This window comes from Clostridium sp. DFI.5.61 (genome assembly GCF_024462915.1).
Lineage (GTDB): Bacteria > Bacillota > Clostridia > Oscillospirales > Oscillospiraceae > Lawsonibacter > Lawsonibacter asaccharolyticus.
Window position 1 is genome coordinate 12383 of the sequence record NZ_JANGBZ010000037.1, and the last position, 16827, is coordinate 29209.

13 protein-coding genes and 1 riboswitch are annotated in these 16827 nt (G+C 64.4%); of the genes, 5 read left to right on the plus strand and 8 right to left on the minus strand.

Annotated elements, in window-relative coordinates:
• Nucleotides 1-113: 113 nt before the first annotated feature.
• Genes NE584_RS14175 through NE584_RS14195 form a run of 5 tightly spaced genes read right to left on the minus strand, consistent with a single transcriptional unit; the run spans nt 114 to nt 6295 of the window.
• The gene (locus tag NE584_RS14175; RefSeq protein WP_050623166.1) at nt 114-2000 is read right to left on the minus strand and encodes an S-layer homology domain-containing protein; all 1887 of its coding nucleotides are present in this window, start codon (nt 1998-2000) and stop codon (nt 114-116) included.
• Nucleotides 2001-2015: 15 nt separating this feature from the next.
• Complete coding sequence (locus NE584_RS14180; protein WP_050623165.1) at nt 2016-3245, minus strand: ABC transporter permease; 1230 nt, start codon at nt 3243-3245, stop codon at nt 2016-2018.
• Nucleotides 3242-4027, minus strand: coding sequence for an ABC transporter ATP-binding protein (locus tag NE584_RS14185; RefSeq protein WP_276758376.1), 786 nt, complete (start codon nt 4025-4027; stop codon nt 3242-3244). Before NE584_RS14185 ends, NE584_RS14180 begins: the two co-directional genes overlap by 4 nt.
• 4 nt (nt 4028-4031) lie before the next feature.
• Nucleotides 4032-5672: an efflux RND transporter periplasmic adaptor subunit gene (locus NE584_RS14190; RefSeq protein WP_256183068.1), complete on the minus strand. Its 1641-nt coding sequence runs from the start codon at nt 5670-5672 to the stop codon at nt 4032-4034.
• A gap of 14 nt (nt 5673-5686) precedes the next feature.
• On the minus strand, nt 5687-6295 hold the full coding sequence (locus tag NE584_RS14195; RefSeq protein ID WP_108980298.1) for a TetR/AcrR family transcriptional regulator: 609 nt from the start codon (nt 6293-6295) through the stop codon (nt 5687-5689).
• A gap of 465 nt (nt 6296-6760) precedes the next feature.
• Here NE584_RS14195 and NE584_RS14200 point away from each other — a divergent pair, with 465 nt between their 5' ends.
• Complete coding sequence (locus tag NE584_RS14200) at nt 6761-7114, plus strand: helix-turn-helix domain-containing protein (protein ID WP_256183069.1); 354 nt, start codon at nt 6761-6763, stop codon at nt 7112-7114.
• A 68-nt stretch (nt 7115-7182) separates the two neighbouring features.
• Here NE584_RS14200 and pepV read toward each other — a convergent pair whose 3' ends face one another.
• Genes pepV through feoB form a run of 3 tightly spaced genes read right to left on the minus strand, consistent with a single transcriptional unit; the run spans nt 7183 to nt 11816 of the window.
• Entirely contained in the window at nt 7183-8550 is a 1368-nt protein-coding gene (gene pepV, locus NE584_RS14205) for a dipeptidase PepV (protein ID WP_256183070.1), read from the minus strand.
• Nucleotides 8547-9374, minus strand: coding sequence for a Cof-type HAD-IIB family hydrolase (locus tag NE584_RS14210; RefSeq protein ID WP_256183071.1), 828 nt, complete (start codon nt 9372-9374; stop codon nt 8547-8549). The genes pepV and NE584_RS14210 overlap by 4 nt, the downstream gene beginning before the upstream one ends.
• Nucleotides 9375-9395: 21 nt before the next feature.
• Nucleotides 9396-11816 carry a ferrous iron transport protein B gene (gene feoB, locus NE584_RS14215; RefSeq protein ID WP_050623158.1) on the minus strand — a complete coding sequence of 807 codons (2421 nt, stop codon included), beginning with the start codon at nt 11814-11816 and terminating at the stop codon, nt 9396-9398.
• A gap of 203 nt (nt 11817-12019) precedes the next feature.
• Between feoB and NE584_RS14220 the strand changes: the two genes are divergently transcribed.
• The 4 genes from NE584_RS14220 (at nt 12020) to NE584_RS14235 (ending at nt 16633) form a co-directional block, all read left to right on the plus strand.
• Nucleotides 12020-12505 carry a MarR family winged helix-turn-helix transcriptional regulator gene (locus tag NE584_RS14220; RefSeq protein ID WP_050623157.1) on the plus strand — a complete coding sequence of 162 codons (486 nt, stop codon included), beginning with the start codon at nt 12020-12022 and terminating at the stop codon, nt 12503-12505.
• Nucleotides 12502-14325: an ATP-dependent zinc metalloprotease FtsH gene (ftsH, locus tag NE584_RS14225; protein ID WP_256183072.1), complete on the plus strand. Its 1824-nt coding sequence runs from the start codon at nt 12502-12504 to the stop codon at nt 14323-14325. The genes NE584_RS14220 and ftsH overlap by 4 nt, the downstream gene beginning before the upstream one ends.
• 90 nt (nt 14326-14415) lie before the next feature.
• A riboswitch (TPP riboswitch) is annotated at nt 14416-14522 on the plus strand.
• Between the two features lie 305 nt (nt 14523-14827).
• Nucleotides 14828-15346 carry an energy coupling factor transporter S component ThiW gene (gene thiW / locus NE584_RS14230; RefSeq protein ID WP_050623155.1) on the plus strand — a complete coding sequence of 173 codons (519 nt, stop codon included), beginning with the start codon at nt 14828-14830 and terminating at the stop codon, nt 15344-15346.
• A 105-nt stretch (nt 15347-15451) separates the two neighbouring features.
• Nucleotides 15452-16633: a winged helix DNA-binding domain-containing protein gene (locus tag NE584_RS14235; protein ID WP_256183074.1), complete on the plus strand. Its 1182-nt coding sequence runs from the start codon at nt 15452-15454 to the stop codon at nt 16631-16633.
• The last annotated feature ends 194 nt before the right edge of the window (nt 16634-16827 follow it).

Here is a 16827-nt window from a genome sequence, read left to right on the forward strand (position 1 = left end):
CACAAAAGGCTCTTGAGCAGAAACAAGCGGATGCCCCGCTGGGGCATCCGCTTGTTTCGGTCCCGAAGAGGGCGCCCCGCACAGCGGGGCGCCCTCCTTATTCTTATGGGAGCTTATTTTGCCACGATGACTCGGATACGGCCGCCGTCCTTCTCGGAGCGGTCATACCAGGCGGACAGCTCGTAACCGCCGTCCTTCACCCGGTCCAGGGAGGACAGGTAGTAGTCGCCGCCCCTGTACTCATAGACCAGCACGTTGTCGGACATGAGGTAGGTCCGGTTGCCGGCCGTGACAGTGTTGCCGCTGACGCGGGCAGCCTCCACCTCGGTCAGCTGCCGGATCTTATCGGGGGCCTGGACATTGCCCATCACCACCACAGGGCCCTTCTTCACGCCGTACTTGACGCTCATTCCGGGCAGGGATACGGTCTCGCCCGCCAGATCCATGGTGTAACTCACGATGACGCTGACGCCGCCCTCCGGGCTGCTGTCCACCACATCAGTCATGATGCCGTAGCTGTGCATATCGCCGGTGGCGTCCTTCAGGATCAGCTTTGTGATCTCACCCGCACCGTTCAGGGTGTAGTAGCGCACCATATCGGTGGTCACGTTCAGCCCCGCCAGACGCTCGGGATAGATCCTTACGCCGGTGCCCTCATAGGTGTCCAGGATCTCCACGCCGTCTGCGAAGGGATAACTGCCCAGTTTGGAGGCGTCGGAGGACACCTTGCCGGAGAGCTTGCCGGTCTCGCTCAGCCGCTTGAGGGACACGGAGCCGTCCTCACTGCTGATGACCACCTGGACCAGGTTGCCCAGCTTGAAGTAGTCGGTGGTCCACTGATAGCTGTATGTGCGGCCGTCGGTGGCCAGGATGGTCACAGTGTCAGCGGTGTAGGAGGAATTGGCCCCGGAGCCGGAGTAGGTGCCGCGGCTCAGGTTAGTGACGATGCCGATCTTGCTGCCGTCCTGAGAGGCGGAGGCGGCGGCCACAGCGGCCACGCCGCCGTTCCGGCCCAGCAGCAGGGTGACGGTGTCCCCCACCTGATAGCTACCCAGGTCGGACAGCTCGTAGGCGGCGGAGGCTGTCTCGATCTCATAGGTCTGGCCTGCCACCTTCACGGATGTGGGGTTGGAGGGGGTGGGGCTCAGTTCCTGGATCGTGCCGGCCACCCGGTCGGTGTACACCCACAGGGTCTGCATGGACTCACTCCAGTAGACGATGTCGTTGTTCTGGATGGACTTGGCGGAGGAGGCGGCGCCGTCCCGGTACACCCGGGCGCTGTCCACATCGAAGGGGACGGACTGCTGCCAGCTGCCGGCCGCCACCACCGGGCCCTCCATCACGCCGTTGACCAGGGCCACCCGGTCCACCTCACCGGCGGCGTTGAGTGAGTAGCCCAGCTTGTTAATATAGGGGGTGCCCTCCTTGGTGTTGGTGGAGAGCAGGTTATAAAACAGATACAGGGTATCCTGCCGGGTCAGCACGTCGGTGGACTTCTGGGCGGTGACACCCCGGTCCAGCTTTAGGTTGCGGTACATGGCCAGCTGGCCGGTGGGATAGGCCCCAGAGAAGTCCTCTGCGGTGTAGCCCAGCAGCTTGAGGACGATGGTAGCGCCCTCCGCCAGGGTGATCTGGTTGGAGGGGCGGAAGGTCCCATCCAGATAGCCGGAGATCAGCCCGGCCTGCACCCCCGCCTGGACATAGCCGGCGGCCCAGTGGGTCCGGGGCACGTCGGGGTAGGGCGAGGTGGATGCCTCCCCCACCTGATCCCCGGTGCCGGTGGCGTTGACCGCCATGGTGATAAACTCGGCCCGGGTGACCCGGCGGTTCAGGTGGAACTCACCGCTCTCATCGCCCACCATGATGCCCAGGGCGTTGATGACCTGGATGGCCTCCTCTGTGGAGACTGTGGACGCGGCAGCCGCTCCTGCCGGCAGGACCATCAGGCCCAGCAGCAGCACTGCCGCCAGCAGGCCGGAGCAAAATCGTCTGATTTTCATCTGTGCTTCTCCTCCTTATTCATAGCGCAGGGCGTCGATGGGGTTCAGGGCGGCCGCCTTTTTTGCCGGCAGATAGCCGAACAGGATGCCGATGCCCACGGACACGCCGAAAGCCACGGCCACCGAGCTCAGGTTAGGCACCGCACTGAAGGTGCTCCCGCCGCCCATACTGCTGGTCATCATGCCTCCAATGAGGGAACCGGCCAAACTGGCCAGACCGATCCCCACCAGGATGCCCAGCACCCCGCCGATGGCTGAGGTGGTGCCTGCCTCAATGATGAACTGCCCGCGGATATCCTTCCGCTTGGCGCCCAGGGACTTTCGGATGCCGATCTCCCGGGTGCGCTCGGTAACGGAGACCAGCATGATATTCATAATGCCGATGCCGCCCACCAGCAGAGAGATGGCGGCGATGGCCACCAGCACCGCCATCATGGTGCCCATCATGGCGTTCATGGCGTCCATCATCTCGGCGGAGGTCATGACAAAGTAGTAGTCGCTGCTCTGGAAGGTCTTGTACAGCCGGTTCTCGATGATGCCCTTGGCCGTTGCAGCTGTGTCCTTGCTGGTGCTGGTGAACATGTACATGCTGGCGTCCGCGCTCCCGCTCAGGCGCAGGGCGGTGGTGTAGGGGAGGTATATGATGTCGTCCCCGCTCCCCTCGCTCATGTCGCTGTTCTTCTCCAGCACACCGATAACGGTAAAGTGCTCCCCGCCGATGGACAGCTGCTTGCCCAGGGCGTCGCCCTGGAAGGCCTCTTCCTCCAGATAAGCGCCGATGACGCATACGTTCTGGTAGCGGGCAGCGTCGATGTAGGAGATAAATCGGCCTTTGCCCAGGTTCTGGCCGCTCATGGTGGCCCCCCTCTCGTTGAGGAAGGTCTCACCCACACCATAAATGCTGGTGCGCTCAAAATCCTCGCTCCCCTGCCGCACCGCCAGCTGAGCGGAGACATAGGGGGTCACGCCGGAGATGTACTGGGGATATTTATCCACCAGTTCATACATATCGTCTGGGTCCACCGAACGGGAGTCCCCCCCGTACATAAACAATTGGACCTGGACCAGATTGGCGCCCAGCTTCTCAAACTGCTCGTTCATCATATTCTGCATGCCGTTGCCCAGGCTGGTGATAACGATGACGGCACCCACGCCGATGATGATGCCCAGCATGGTGAGCAGAGCCCGCATCTTGCTGGTCATCAGGGACTTCAGGGCCAGGCGGAAGGACTGTCCAAAGTTCATGCGCCCGCCTCCTGTTCCGCCGGGGAGGCGTCCGAAAATCCGCCTGCCGCCGGCTCGTCCTGCTCCATCTCTTCGGGCCGCACCACGGCCCTGGGGTCATGGGCATCGCCGTCGTAGATGATCTTTCCGTCCTGGAGGCGGACGATGCGGTCCGCCTTCACCGCGATGGAGTTGTCATGGGTGATGAGGACCACAGTGTCCCCCTCCCGGTTCAGCTTTTTCAGAAAGCCCAGCACCTCCCGACCGGTGCGGGAGTCCAGTGCGCCGGTGGGCTCGTCAGCCAGGATGACCGACGGGCTGCCCGCCAGGGCCCGGGCGATGGACACCCGCTGCTGCTGGCCGCCGGAGAGCTGGGAGGGCAGGTTCCTGCACTTGTCCGCCAGCCCTACCCGCTGGAGGGAGGCCATGGCTCGCTCCTTCCGCTCCGAGGCGTCCACCCCGGCATAGAGCAGGGGGAGCTCCACGTTTTCCAGCACGTTCAGCTTGGGGATCAGGTTATACTGCTGGAAGATGAAGCCCAGCATTTTGTTGCGGATCTCGGCCTGCTGGTCGTCGTCCATGGTAGACACGTCGATCCCGCCCAGATGATAGGTCCCTGAGGTAGGCACGTCCAGACAGCCGATGATATTCATGGCCGTGGACTTTCCCGAGCCGGAGGAGCCCACGATGGCCACGAACTCCCCCTGGTCGATGGTCAGGCTGACGCCGTCCAAGGCATGGACGGTCTCCTCTCCCATCTGGTAGATCTTGTAGACGTCCTTTAATTCGATCAGGTGTTCCATACGCTCAGCCACCCACGCCCATCATCATGGCCATAGCGTTGGAGGCGATATTCTGAACATAGACCGTCTCGCCCTCCTCCAGGCCGTCCAGGATCTCGATGTACTCGCTGCTGCTCCGGCCCAGGGTGACAGGGCGCTCCTCCAGCTTGGCGGGGTCCACCAGGTTGCCGCTCTCATCCAGGGCGCCCTGACCGGCCACCAGCACGGTGTTGCCCCGCTGGACCGCCTCTACCGGCACGCACAGCACATTGCCCGCGTCCTCCACCAGCACCTCGGCAGACACGTTCATGCCCGGCTTCAGCTCCTCTGGTGTGCCCTCCACCACCACGGTGACCGGGTAGGTGGTGCGGCCATTGGCCGTGGTGCCGTTGATGTTGATCTTGTCCACATAGCCCTTGAAGGTCATACCCTCCAGAGCGTCGGCGGTGATCTCTACCTCCTGGCCCACCTGGATGTTGTTGATGTCCAGCTCATTCACCTTCATCTCAAAGGTCAGGGTGGACATGTCATACAGCACTGCCAGGTTCCCTCCCGCGGAGGTCACCGCGGAGCTGTCCACGTTGTCGCCGGCCTTGAAGTTTTTCTCGATAACGGTGCCGGAGATGGGGGCGGTGATCTCATAGTTCTCCAGGGCCTGGAGCCGGCTGTCCAGGGCCAGCTTGGCGTTCTCCACGCCGATGCGGGCGTTCTCCAGGGTGGTCTCCGCGGCAGTACCGCCGATGGTGGCCAGCACAGTGCCGTAGGACACCGGACTTCCGGAGGTGACATGGAGGGCGGTGATCTCCCCCGCTGTCTGTGCCACCACGGTCTGGCCGGTGCTTTGGCTGAAGGTGCCGCTTCCGGCACAGGCCACGCTGCCCACCACAGCGGTGGCGGCGGTGGTGCCGGTCAGTCCGCCGGGATTGCTCACCCGGAACTTTACCTGACGGATCAAGGCGCCTCCGGCACCCACCTCGTCGGCGCCGGAGATGCTCTCGATGGTGCCGGTCACTGTCTCCATCGTCCCTTCAATGGTCAGTGTGCCCGTCTGGCCCACGTACAGCCCCGCGGCGTCTGCGCTGTGGAAGGGGATTTCCACCGTCATGGTGGTGTTGTCCCCCACGTCCGCGATGGGGTCGCCCACCGCCACCGGGTCGCCCACGCTGACATAGAGCTTCTGCACGATGCCGCTGGCAGTGGAGTAGGGGTTCACGCTCTCCTGAGCGGTGCGGTAACCCAGCTCCGCCTGCGCTACGCTCAGCTGGGCCTGCTGCACCGCGTTCTGGGCATCCTCTGCGTCAAAACGGTAGAGCAGAGCGCCCTTCTCTACCCAGTCGCCCTCCTCAAAGGGAGCCTCCACGATCTCCCCGTTGACCAGGGCGGAGACCTTGTAGGAGTCGATGGGCGTGATGGTCCCGGTGCTGGACACGGAGATCCTCAGGTCCTGCCGCTGGGCTGTCTCAGGCAGATAGGTGCCCGCCACGAACTGCTGGCCGGCGCTCATCATGGGCCGGATAAAAATCAGGAAAATGGCCGCCAGCACTACCACCGCGATAATCAGTCGCTTGAGCCATTTTTTCTTCTTTTTGGGCACCTTAAGCTTGGGCGGTTCCTTTTTGCCCGGTGCCTGGACCGCCTCTTCCGTTTTTACCTGTGTTGCTTCCATACCTTGAATCTCCTTTATGTCTTGGTCGCGGACGGGGCTGCTGTCCCCCGTCTCAAAATGTCCAGCTGGGCGCACAGCCGCGCCCGGGCCGGACCGCTGTCCTCTTCAAAGATCGCCTGTGTCATGGCAGTGGCCGAGATGTATATCAGGATCCGGAAGATGTCCATCAAGTCCTCTTCCCCCCGCAGGTCCAGCCTGTCCCGGTCCACCCGCCGCTCCAGCCACTCCCCCAGGTCCGGCCGATCCAGCGGGCTCAGCCGCAGGCCCAGGCGCATGTCCGAGTTGCGGCTGAGCATCCTGGCCAGCCCGGCCCAGTGCTTCCGCTGGGCCCGCAGATCATCGAACAGGGCGGGCAGCGCCCCGAGCAGATCGCCTCCCTGCTCCTCCAGCACCCGCTCCAGCCGCTGGAGCAGCCCGTCCTGATACCGCTTCAGGAGGTAGTGGAACAGCTCCTCCTTGTCACGAAAGTACATGTAAAAGCTGCCTCGGGGGATCCCCGCTGCCCGGATCATCCGGTTGATAGACGCCTCAGCATAGGGCACACGGGCAAACTCCTCCTCAGCGGCCAACAGCAGCCGCTCCCGCTTCTCCGCGGGCAGGTGGAAGAAGGTCTTGCTGGGCATTCCCGTCCCGCCTCCTCACATGACAAGTTGTCACACAGTATAGTCCCCCTTCATTTTTCTGTCAATCGCCCCCCTCCAGGTTTCAAAAAATGTTCACAATCCTTCTCTGCCGTACGGGCTGCAGCGGACGGATATTCCGTCCCCCCGCCCCAGTCTCTGTCAGAGGCCCCATATGCTTTTCTTTTTTACCATATCAGAGAATCTTTAAGTACAGTACATAAGAAAAATTAAAATTTTCTTAAACCGGCTCCTCCGCTGCATCTGCCTGAGTCCTGACTCTACACCTTCCCCCAGGGGGAAGGTCAAGCAAAATCTGTGGCTGGCCCACATTTTGTCCACTGGATAAGCCTTTTCATTTTAATTCCTATTTTTTAAGAAGTCAATAATATTTTCTTTTTTACTAAGAATAACCAGAGGGATCGTCCTGTTCTGCATTAAAATAGAGGCAAAAGGAGCGTCAGAGCTATGGAAGAACTCGGATACGCCCTGCGGCTGGCGCGGGAGCGCAGGGGCTTGACCCAGACCCAGGTGATGAACCTCACCGGCATCAACAACAAAACGCTCTCCGGCTATGAGAACAACATCGCGGAGCCGGACCTTCAGACCCTGACCACTCTGCTGCGGCTCTACCGGGTGTCGGCGGACCGGCTGCTTCACCTGCCCGTCTCGGCTCAGGAGCTCCCCGCCGATGAGGTCAGGCTCCTTACCCTGTACCGTGCCTTTCCAGAGGAGCAGCGGCAGCAGCTGATGCTGGTGCTGGAGACCCTGTCCAGATCCGCCCCTAAGCCCAAGCCCGCCCCTAAGTCCAGGCAGCCGTGACCGGAATCTAGGCTTTTCCCTGGAAGCAGAGCACCCCCCGGAGCCTTGGCTCCGGGGGGTGCTCTGTACTATCTGGCCAGTTCCCAAATAGCGGCCGCCATCATCTGGGCGTTTTTCAGCAGGGTGTCCGCTTCCATATATTCGTCCGGCTGGTGCTCCGTCATCTCCTGTCCGGGGAACAGGGGCCCGAAGGCCACCAGGTTGGGACATGCCTTGGCGTAGGTGCCGCCCCCGATGGAGAGCAGCTCCGCCTCCTGCCCGGTCTGCTCCCGGTACACCTTGGACAGCGCCTGGACCAGCGGGCTCTCCGGGGGCATGTAGATGCTGTCCTGCCCCTCGGTGCGCTCCCCGGCAAAGCCGCCCCGCTCCATGGCCCCCATGAGCCTGTCGGCAAAGTCCTCATACCGGGCGGTGACGGGCCAGCGCAGGTCCAGGGTGAGGGACAACTCCTCCCCGCCGCCCCGGATGATGCCCAGGTTCACCGTCAGCGCCCCGGAGATCTGGTCAGACATGGCAATGCCCAGCCCCTCGCCCCGGGTCTCCTCTCCCAGGACATCCGCCAGGAAGGCGGCAGCCTGGCCCGAGTCCCCATCCAGCCCCAGCTTCTTCAGGGCCAGCAGCAGGCGGCCGATGGCGTTGACCCCCTTCTCCGGGGTGGAGCCGTGGGCGCTCTGGCCCTCCGCCTCCACCAGCAGTCCCTCCGCTGTCTCTGTCACCCGGACGCCGTCCAGCGTCAGGGCGCAGGCGGCGGACCGCTCCTCCTCCGGCCAATTCAGCTCCGCCCGGGCCCGGTCAGGCACCACATTGTGAGCGGTCCCCCCGGAAATGCAGCGGATGGACCGGGGGGACGGGGCCAGCGCCCGACGGAAGTCCACCACGGCGATCCCCTTCTCCCCGTTGATAATGGGGTACATGCCGTCCGGGGTGAAGCCCATCACCGGGATCTCTCCGCCGGCCTCCACATAGTGGCGGATACAGGAGGAGCCCTTCTCCTCGTTGCACCCCACCAGCAGGCGCACCCGGCGGTGCAGGGGGGCGCCGCTGTCCCGCACCGCTTTCAGGGCGTACAGGGCCGCCGCCGCGGGCCCTTTGTCGTCGATGACCCCCCGGCCGTAAATCCGCCCCTCCGCCCAGGTACAGTCATAGGGGGGGTAGTGCCACCCGTCTCCGGCGGGGACCACATCCAGATGGCACAGGACAGCCACCATCTCCTCCCCCTCCCCGTACTCGCACCAGCCGCAGTGGCCGTCCACGTCCCGGGTCTGGAAGCCCATCTCCGACGCCCTGGACAGGAACCAGTCCAGCGCCCGCCGGCACTCCGCCCCATAGGGGGCCCGCCCCGTCCCGGGGACCGAGACGCTGGGGATGCGGACCAGCTCTCTCAGATCCCGGAGCAGGGCCTCCTCTTCTTTTTGGATCAATTCATCAAAATTCATCCCTTTTCTCCCCTTTCCCACTCATTTTCCTCCAGACAGCGGGAGATGGCCCAGGCTACTCCCTCCTCCTGGTTGGAGGGGGCGGTCCGCTGGGCCGCCTCCCGCACCGCTGCCGGGGCATTGCCCATGGCGATGGGCAGCCCCGCCGCCCGGAGCATAGACAGGTCGTTGTCGCTGTCCCCCACGGCGGCGGTCTCCCCCAGGGGGACGCCGTACAGCAGCGCGATCAGGGCCATGGCCCGCCCCTTGTCCACCCGGTCGGGCACCAGCTCAAAGTCGTGGTCATTGGAGGCAGTCAGCTGCACCCCGGGCAGCGCGCCCAGCTCCTCCAGGGGGTAGCGGGCCTGGTTCCAGTCCCCGTGCACCTTGGTCAGCGGCAGCCCCCTCTCCTCCAGATAGGCCCGCGGGTCCTCCGCCACCACGGCGGCGGAGTGGAAGATGGGGAAGGGGTAGGTCCGGGAAAGGGATTCCTTGGAAAAGGGGTCCACCACGATCTCCTCCCCGGCAAAGATCATCAGCTCGATCTCCCGGCCCAGGCACAGCTCCAGCGCCCGGCGGCCCGACTCCTCCGGCATGTCCCAGCGGCGCAGGGTCTCCCCCCGGACACCGTCCACCACGGCGGCGCCCCCCAGGCAGGAGAGCAGCGCATCGCAGCCCGCCTCCCCGGCGAACCAAACCGCCTCCTGGATCGGGCGTCCCGTATTCAGCACCACCCGCACCCCCGCCGCCCGGGCCCGGGCGATGGCATCCTTGGACGCCTGGGTGATCCGGCCCGCCGGGTCCAGCAGGGTCCCGTCCAGGTCCAGCGCGATCAGTCGTATCATGGGCATCTTCTCCTTGAGCAATTATAGGAACAGACTCCCCACCTGGTAGACCAGCAGAGAGGCCACATAGGCCACCCCCAGCTGCCACCCGATGGAAAACAGGGTCCACTTCGTGCTGTTCATCTCCTTGGCCAGCGTAGACACCGCCGCCACGCAGGGGACGTACAGCAGGATGAACACCAGCATAGAGAAGGCAGACAGGGGGGTGAACCCCGTCATGGCCGCCGCCACCTGGGCGCCGGTGGCAGTGAGCGGGAAAGCGTAGAACATGGACAGGGAGCTGACCACCATCTCCTTGGCGATCAGGCCGGTGAGCAGAGCCACCGCCGCCTGCCAGAAGCCGAAGCCCAGGGGCTTGAAAATGGGGGCGATGACGCTGCCCAGGGCACCCAGCATGCTGTCCGCCTCGTTCTCCACCATATGCAGGGAGAAGTCAAAGGACTGGAGCAGCCAGAGCAGGATGCTCATCAGCAGGATCAGGGTGCCCGCCTTGATGAGGAAGCCCTTCACCTTCTGCCACACATGGGTGAGCATGTTGTGCAGGGAGGGCAGGCGGTAAGGGGGCAGCTCCAGCACAAAGGGGGCGGGCTCCCCGGCGAAGAGGGTATGCTTGAACAGCAGGCCGGACAGGATGCCCGCCGCCATGCCGATGACATACAGGCCGAAGACCACCAGCCCGGCCCAGGGTCCAAAGAAAGCCGAGGAGAGCAGCCCGTACACCGGCAGCTTGGCGGAGCAGCTCATAAAGGGCACCAGCAGGATGGTCATCCGCCGGTCCTTCTCGTTCTCCATGGTCCGGGCACCCATGATGGCGGGCACCGAGCAGCCGAAGCCCATGAGCATGGGAATGAACGCCTTCCCGCTCAGGCCGAAGCGCCGCAGCAGGCGGTCCATGATGAAGGCCGCCCGGGACATATAGCCGATGTCCTCCAGAAAGGACAGGAAGAAGAACAGCAGAGCGATCTGGGGCAGGAAGGAGAGCACGCCCCCCACGCCGGCAATGATGCCCTCACAGATCAGGCTCACCAGTACCTGGGACACCCCCGCCCCCAGCAGAGTCTCCTCCAGCGCGGCGGAGCATGTGTCGATGCCCGCCGCCACCAGATTGGACAGCCAGGAGCCGAAGGGGCCGAAGGTGATGACGAACATCACCAGCATGGCGCACAGGAACAGGGGCAGGGCCAGATATTTCCCCGTCACCACCTTGTCCACCTTCTCGCTGAGGGTCAGCTCCCCCGGCTTCTGCCCCTTGGTCACTGAGGCGGCTACCACCCGCTCGATGTACTGGTAGCGGCTGTCCGCCACCAGGGTCTCCCGGTCACCCAGGTCACTGGCGCTTTCGTATTCCGCCACCACCCGGTCCAGCTGCTCCTGCACCGGCTCAGGCAGGGCCAGTGCCCGCTCCACCAGCTCGTCCCCCTCCAGCAGCTTGATGGAGGCCCAGTGGGCGGGCAGGCCGGCGGCATAGGCGTAGTCGTGGAGCAGCTCCCCCATCCGGTGGTGGATGTCGTGGGTAAAGGCGTCGTACAGGTCGTCGGGCTCTACGGTGCAGCCCAGGTGCATCTGCCGGTGGGCGGTGTGGAGCAGTTCCTCCAGCCCCTCCCCGGTGCGGGCGGTGATGGGGACCACTGGGATGCCCAGCTCCTTGGACAGCCGCTCCACATCAATCTGGTCCCCCCGTTTGGCCACCTCGTCCATAAAGTTCAGGGCCAGCACCGTGGGCCGCTCCAGCTCCAGCAGCTGGACGGTAAGGTACAGGTTGCGCTCCAGGTTGGTGGCATCCACGATGTCGATGATGCAGTCAGGGGCCTCCCCGATGATGAAATCCCGGGCGACGATCTCCTCCATGGAGTAGGGAGACAGGGAGTAGATGCCCGGCAGGTCCACGATGGTCAGGGTCTTGTCGCCCAGACGGGCGGTGCCCTCCTTCTTCTCCACCGTCACTCCGGGCCAGTTGCCCACATACTGGTTCGAGCCGGTCAAGGCGTTGAAGAGGGTGGTCTTGCCGCAGTTGGGGTTGCCCGCCAAAGCCACCCGCATGGGCCGGGTGTCGTGGGCAGTGGGGTCATAGCTCCCCCCGTGCTCCTGGAGCTCGTGCTCGTGGTCCCGCAATTGGCGGCGGGCGGTCTCCGGGTCGGTCACGTGCCGGGTCATGGCACCCCGGGCGGTCCCGCCCCGCTCCGTCCTCCTGGGCTGTCCCATCCGGATCTGGGCCGCGTCCGCCCGGCGCAGGGACATCTCATACCCCCGCAGGCTCACTTCCAGGGGGTCGCCCAGAGGGGCGATCTTGGTCACCTTCACCACAGTCCCGGGAGTCAGCCCCATGTCCACCAGGCGGCGCTTCACCGCCCCGGACTGGTTGCCCACCGACAGGATCATCCCGCTCTCTCCGGGGGTCAGGTCATACAGGGTCCGCTCCCCCGATCCACTGTGTTCTGACACAGGTCTCACTTCCTCACGATAATGATCTCTCACACTGGACCTAATTGTAGCCGACTTTTCCCCTCTTTTCAAGGGCAAGTCCCGCCTGGAGAATTCATAATTTATACAAATATTTTTTACACTCCATTCACCCTGCCGCCCCCGCCCCGGTCTATACTGTTCCCATCAGAACAGTTTCTTTTTGAACTATCGGAGGTGTGCCTATGCTCTCCCCCTTGGAGACCGCCCTGACCGGCCAGCCCTTCCGCCGCCTCTACTGCCGGATGCTGGACGAGCTGGCTCAGGAGTGGTCCCTCTCCCGCACCGAGGCAGAGGTGATGTTCCTGCTCTCCTGTGATAAAACCCTGGACACCGCCCGGGACATCTGCGAGACTCAGCTGCTGAAAAAATCCGCCGTCTCCCGGGCGGCGGAGGGTCTGGTGCGTCGGGGATGGCTGGAGGCGCTGCCCGACCCCCGGGACCGGCGGATCCAGCATCTCCGACTCCTGTCCCCTGCCCGGCCTTTCAGCGAAGAGGTCCGTCGGGCAGGAGAGGCGTTCTTCTGTCTGCTGCTCCAGGATGTCACCCTGGAGGAACAGCAGCAGATGGAGAAGATCGCTCAGAAGATAGAGCACAATGTGCGCACCGTACTCAGCCAGTCCGATTCGATTCCACACATTTTGATGAAAAAGGATGGGAAACCGCTATGAAAGAAGTGAAGCAGCCCTCTAAAAAGCCTCTGGTCTATTACTACCTGGTGGCTCTGCTCATTCTGATGGTGCTGAACTTGACCCTGTTCCCCGCCATGCTGGAGACCCCGGTCCAGGATGTGACTTACGATCAGTTCATGTCCATGACCTATGAGCAGAATGTGGGCCAGGTCCAAATCGAGGGGGATGAGATCACCTTTACCGACAAGACCAACGAGAAGGTCTACCGCACCACCGCCACCAACGACCCTGACCGGACCCAGCGCCTCTATGAGAATGGGGCCCAGTTCCAGGAGATCGACACCCAGCCCGGCCTGCTCACCTCCATCCTGGTGGGCTGGGTCCTGCCCCTGCTCCCCTTCCTGCTCATCGGCTGGTTCATCAACAGACGGATGAAAAAATCCATGGGCGGCGACGGCATGATGTTCGGCATGGGCGGCGGCTCTAATGCCAAGATGTATGTCCCCTCATCCACTGGAATCCGCTTTGCCGACGTGGCCGGCGAGGACGAGGCCAAGGAACTGCTCAGCGAGATCGTGGACTTCCTCCACGACCCGGAGAAGTACCGCCAGATCGGCGCCAAGCTGCCCAAAGGCGCCCTGCTGGTAGGCCCTCCGGGCACCGGCAAGACCCTGCTGGCCAAGGCGGTAGCCGGCGAGGCCAACGTGCCCTTCTTCTCCATTGCCGGCAGCGAGTTCGTGGAGATGTTCGTGGGCCGGGGTGCCGCCAAGGTGCGGGACCTGTTCAAGCAGGCCAATGACAAGGCCCCCTGCATCGTGTTCATCGACGAGATCGACACCATCGGCAAGAAGCGGGACGGCCAGATCGGCGGCAATGACGAGCGGGAGCAGACCCTGAACCAGCTGCTCACCGAGATGGACGGCTTTGACGGCTCCAAGGGCGTGGTGGTGCTGGCCGCCACCAACCGCCCAGACAGCCTGGACCCCGCCCTGCTGCGCCCCGGCCGGTTCGACCGGCGCATCCCGGTGGAGCTGCCCGACCTTCAGGGCCGCATCGATATCCTGAAGGTCCACGCCAAGCAGATCCGTCTGGCGGAGGACGTGGACTTCGAACCCATTGCCAAGACCGCTGCCGGGGCCTCCGGCGCAGAGCTGGCCAACATCGTCAACGAGGCCGCTCTGAGGGCGGTGCGGGCAGGCCGCCCCTACGCCACTCAGGAGGACTTGCAGGAGAGCGTGGAGGTGGTCATCGCAGGATACCAGAAGAAGAGCCGGGTGCTCTCCGACCAGGAGAAGAAGATCGTGGCCTACCACGAGACGGGCCACGCCCTGGTAGCCGCCCTCCAGACCCACTCCGCCCCGGTGCAGAAGATCACCATCATTCCCCGCACCTCCGGCGCGCTGGGCTATACTCTCCAGGTGGACGACGGCGACCATTTCCTCATGTCTAAGGATGAGCTGCTGAACAAGATCGCCACCTATACCGGCGGCCGGGCCGCCGAAGAGCTGGTCTTCCACTCCATCACCACCGGGGCCTCCAACGACATCGAGCAGGCCACCAAGCTGGCCCGGTCCATGATCTCCCGCTTCGGTATGAGCGGCGAGTTCGGCTTCGTGGCCTTTGAGACGGTGAGCAACCAGTACCTGGGCGGGGATGCTGCCCTGGCCTGCTCCCCGGAGACCCAGGCCCGCATCGACCGGAAGGTGACGGAGATGGTGGATACCCAGTACCAGAAGGCCATGGACCTGCTGAAAACCAACGAGGAAAAGCTCCACCAGCTGGCCCAGTACCTCTATGAGCACGAGACCATCACCGGGCGGGAGTTCATGGAGATCCTAGAGGGACAGCGGGAGGTCTGACAGACGGCCTTCTCCTTCCCTCCAGGGTCCGCCGCGCCAGGGTCCGAAAATTTTTCTTGACAAACCGGGCCTCCGGGCCCATAATACAGTTGCAAAAGACAGGGGAGCCTGCGGCAGCGGGCTGAGAGGAAGCTGAGCGCTTCGACCCTTCACCTGATGTGGGTCATGCCACCGTAGGGAGTCATGCTGGCCGTGACCAGACGGGGTGCCCACCGGGCACCCCGTTTTTTGATCCTTTCCGAAGGGAGCGTGAGGAGACACATCGGCGCCCCGGCCTGGCCGGGAGCGGGCAGAGGGGGAGCGCCCTGTGCCCGGGCCGCATACAGCAGCGATGGGAAGCCGTGTTCCGGCGTGAGAGGGGGCCAGTAAGCCCCGACCGAACCCAGGGAGGACCCTGTCTGTCCTTCCGGGACCCGATTTGTGGCCCCTCGGGGCCGGAAAAAGGGGAGACGCTGTCTGCTTTTGTGTGTTTCCCCATCCATTTTGAAAGGAGCACTTTCCCATGAATCAGAGCAACACCAAAAAGCTGGCCATTGCCGGCATTCTGTGCGCCGTGGCGGTGGTGGGTAGCCTGTTCACTTTCCCCGTCCTGGCCAGCAAGTGCGCCCCCATCCAGCATATGGTCAACGTCCTGTGCGCTGTCCTGCTGGGCCCCTGGTACGGAGTCGGGGTGGCTTTCGGCGCCAGCCTGATCCGAAACCTGCTGGGGCTTGGCACGATCATGGCCTTCCCAGGCAGCATGTGCGGCGCCCTGCTGTGCGGACTGGTGTTCTGGAAGACACGGAACCTCCCCGCCACCCTGGTGGGGGAGGTCTTCGGCACCGGCATCATCGGCGGCCTGGCCGCCTATCCCGTGGCCATCCTGTTTACCGGCGCAGACGCCGCCACGGTGGCTTTCTACGCCTACATCGTCCCCTTCCTCATCTCCACTGTGGCCGGTGCCATTCTGGCCGGCATCCTGGTTGCCGCCCTGGGGCGGACCGGGGCCCTGTCCTCCATGCGGACCGCCCTGGAGCGCTGAATCCCCACTTCTTTTCCCGGCCCGCAGAGCGGGCCGGGTTTTTTGCTTTTTTGCCTCCTCCGGGGTATAATGGGACCAACGACGAGACAAGGGAGGTCCTTTCCCATGGACATCACCCCGGAACAGGTCCGCGCCCACCGGCTGCGGGCCCACCATCTGGACCGCCGGTATCCCGCCAGCCGGATACTGGAGGCTGCGGGGGCCTGCGGGCTCCAGAACTCCCCGCCCGGCGGGTGGGAGACTGCCCTCTTCCAGCGCCTGGAGGGCTGCTCCCTCCCCCTCCTCCGAGACGCCCTGTACCGGGACCGGGCCCTGCTCCAGGCCTGGAGCATCCGGGGCGTGCCCCTGGTCTTTCCCGCCGGGGAGAGCGGCGTCTTTCTCTCCCCCCTTCTGGCCCGGGAGGGGGAGTGTCCCTGGATCTACACCCGGGGGATCACCGCGGCCCTGGACTTTGTCGGCATGTCCTTCGACGAGGCCCACGCCCGGGTGCGGGAGGCCGCCCGCTGCCTGGACGGGACCACCGTCCGCAGCAAGGAGGCCCTGGACCAGCTGCTGGCTGACCGGGTCGGGGCGCAGCTCCCGCCGGAACAGCGGGCCCTGTGGGACTCCCCCTCCATGTACGGCCGCCCTGACAGGCAGACCGTGGGAGGCGCCGCTGTCTCCTTTCTCCTCCGCCCCTGCTCCTTTGCCTCTCTGGTGGTGTTCGGCCGCCGGGAGGAGAACAGTCCCACCTTTACCTCCTTCCGCCGCTGGCTGGGCCGGGAGCCCTCCCCCTGCCCTCAGGGGGAGGCGGAGCTGGTGCGGAGATTTCTCCACTGCTACGGCCCCGCCGCCCCCGCCGATCTCCAGGCCTGGCTGGGCAGCTCTCCCCAACAGGCGAAGCGGCTCTGGTCCGCCGCCGCAGAGGAGATGGAACCGGTCCGGGTGCTGGGCCGGACCCGCTGGGCCCTGATCCGGGACCGGGACAGCCTCACCGCTCCGCCGGAGCAGCCCGGCCGCCTGATCCTGCTGGGGCCCCACGACCCCTATCTGGACCTGCGGGACCGAGCCCTGGTCCTGGAGGACCCCGCCCGCCAGCGCCAGGTCTGGCGGACGGTCTCCAACCCCGGCGCCGTTCTGAAGGATGGGCGCGTGGCCGGCATCTGGACCGGAAAAGCGGTACAGGGACGACTAGAGTTCTCCCTGTCCCTGTGGGAGCCCCTCTCTCCTGGAGCGCTTCGGGCCCTGGAGCGTGAGGCGGGGGCCTACGCCGCCTTCCGGGGCCTGGAGCTGAGTTTCCTGCCCTAATCGCGGGGCCGCCTGATCCGCAAGCTGAGCAGCTGTGCCCTACGGGCGGTGCTAATCAGTTTACGAACAAGCCTCGCAGAGTTCGCGCCCGCAGGCGCGAATCCAGTTCTGATCTGTTTTCCCCGGCGACATGTGCGTCGGGGAAAACACCTCTCAGGCTGCAAGTGTGGGGGGGGGGGGGGGGGGGGGGGGGG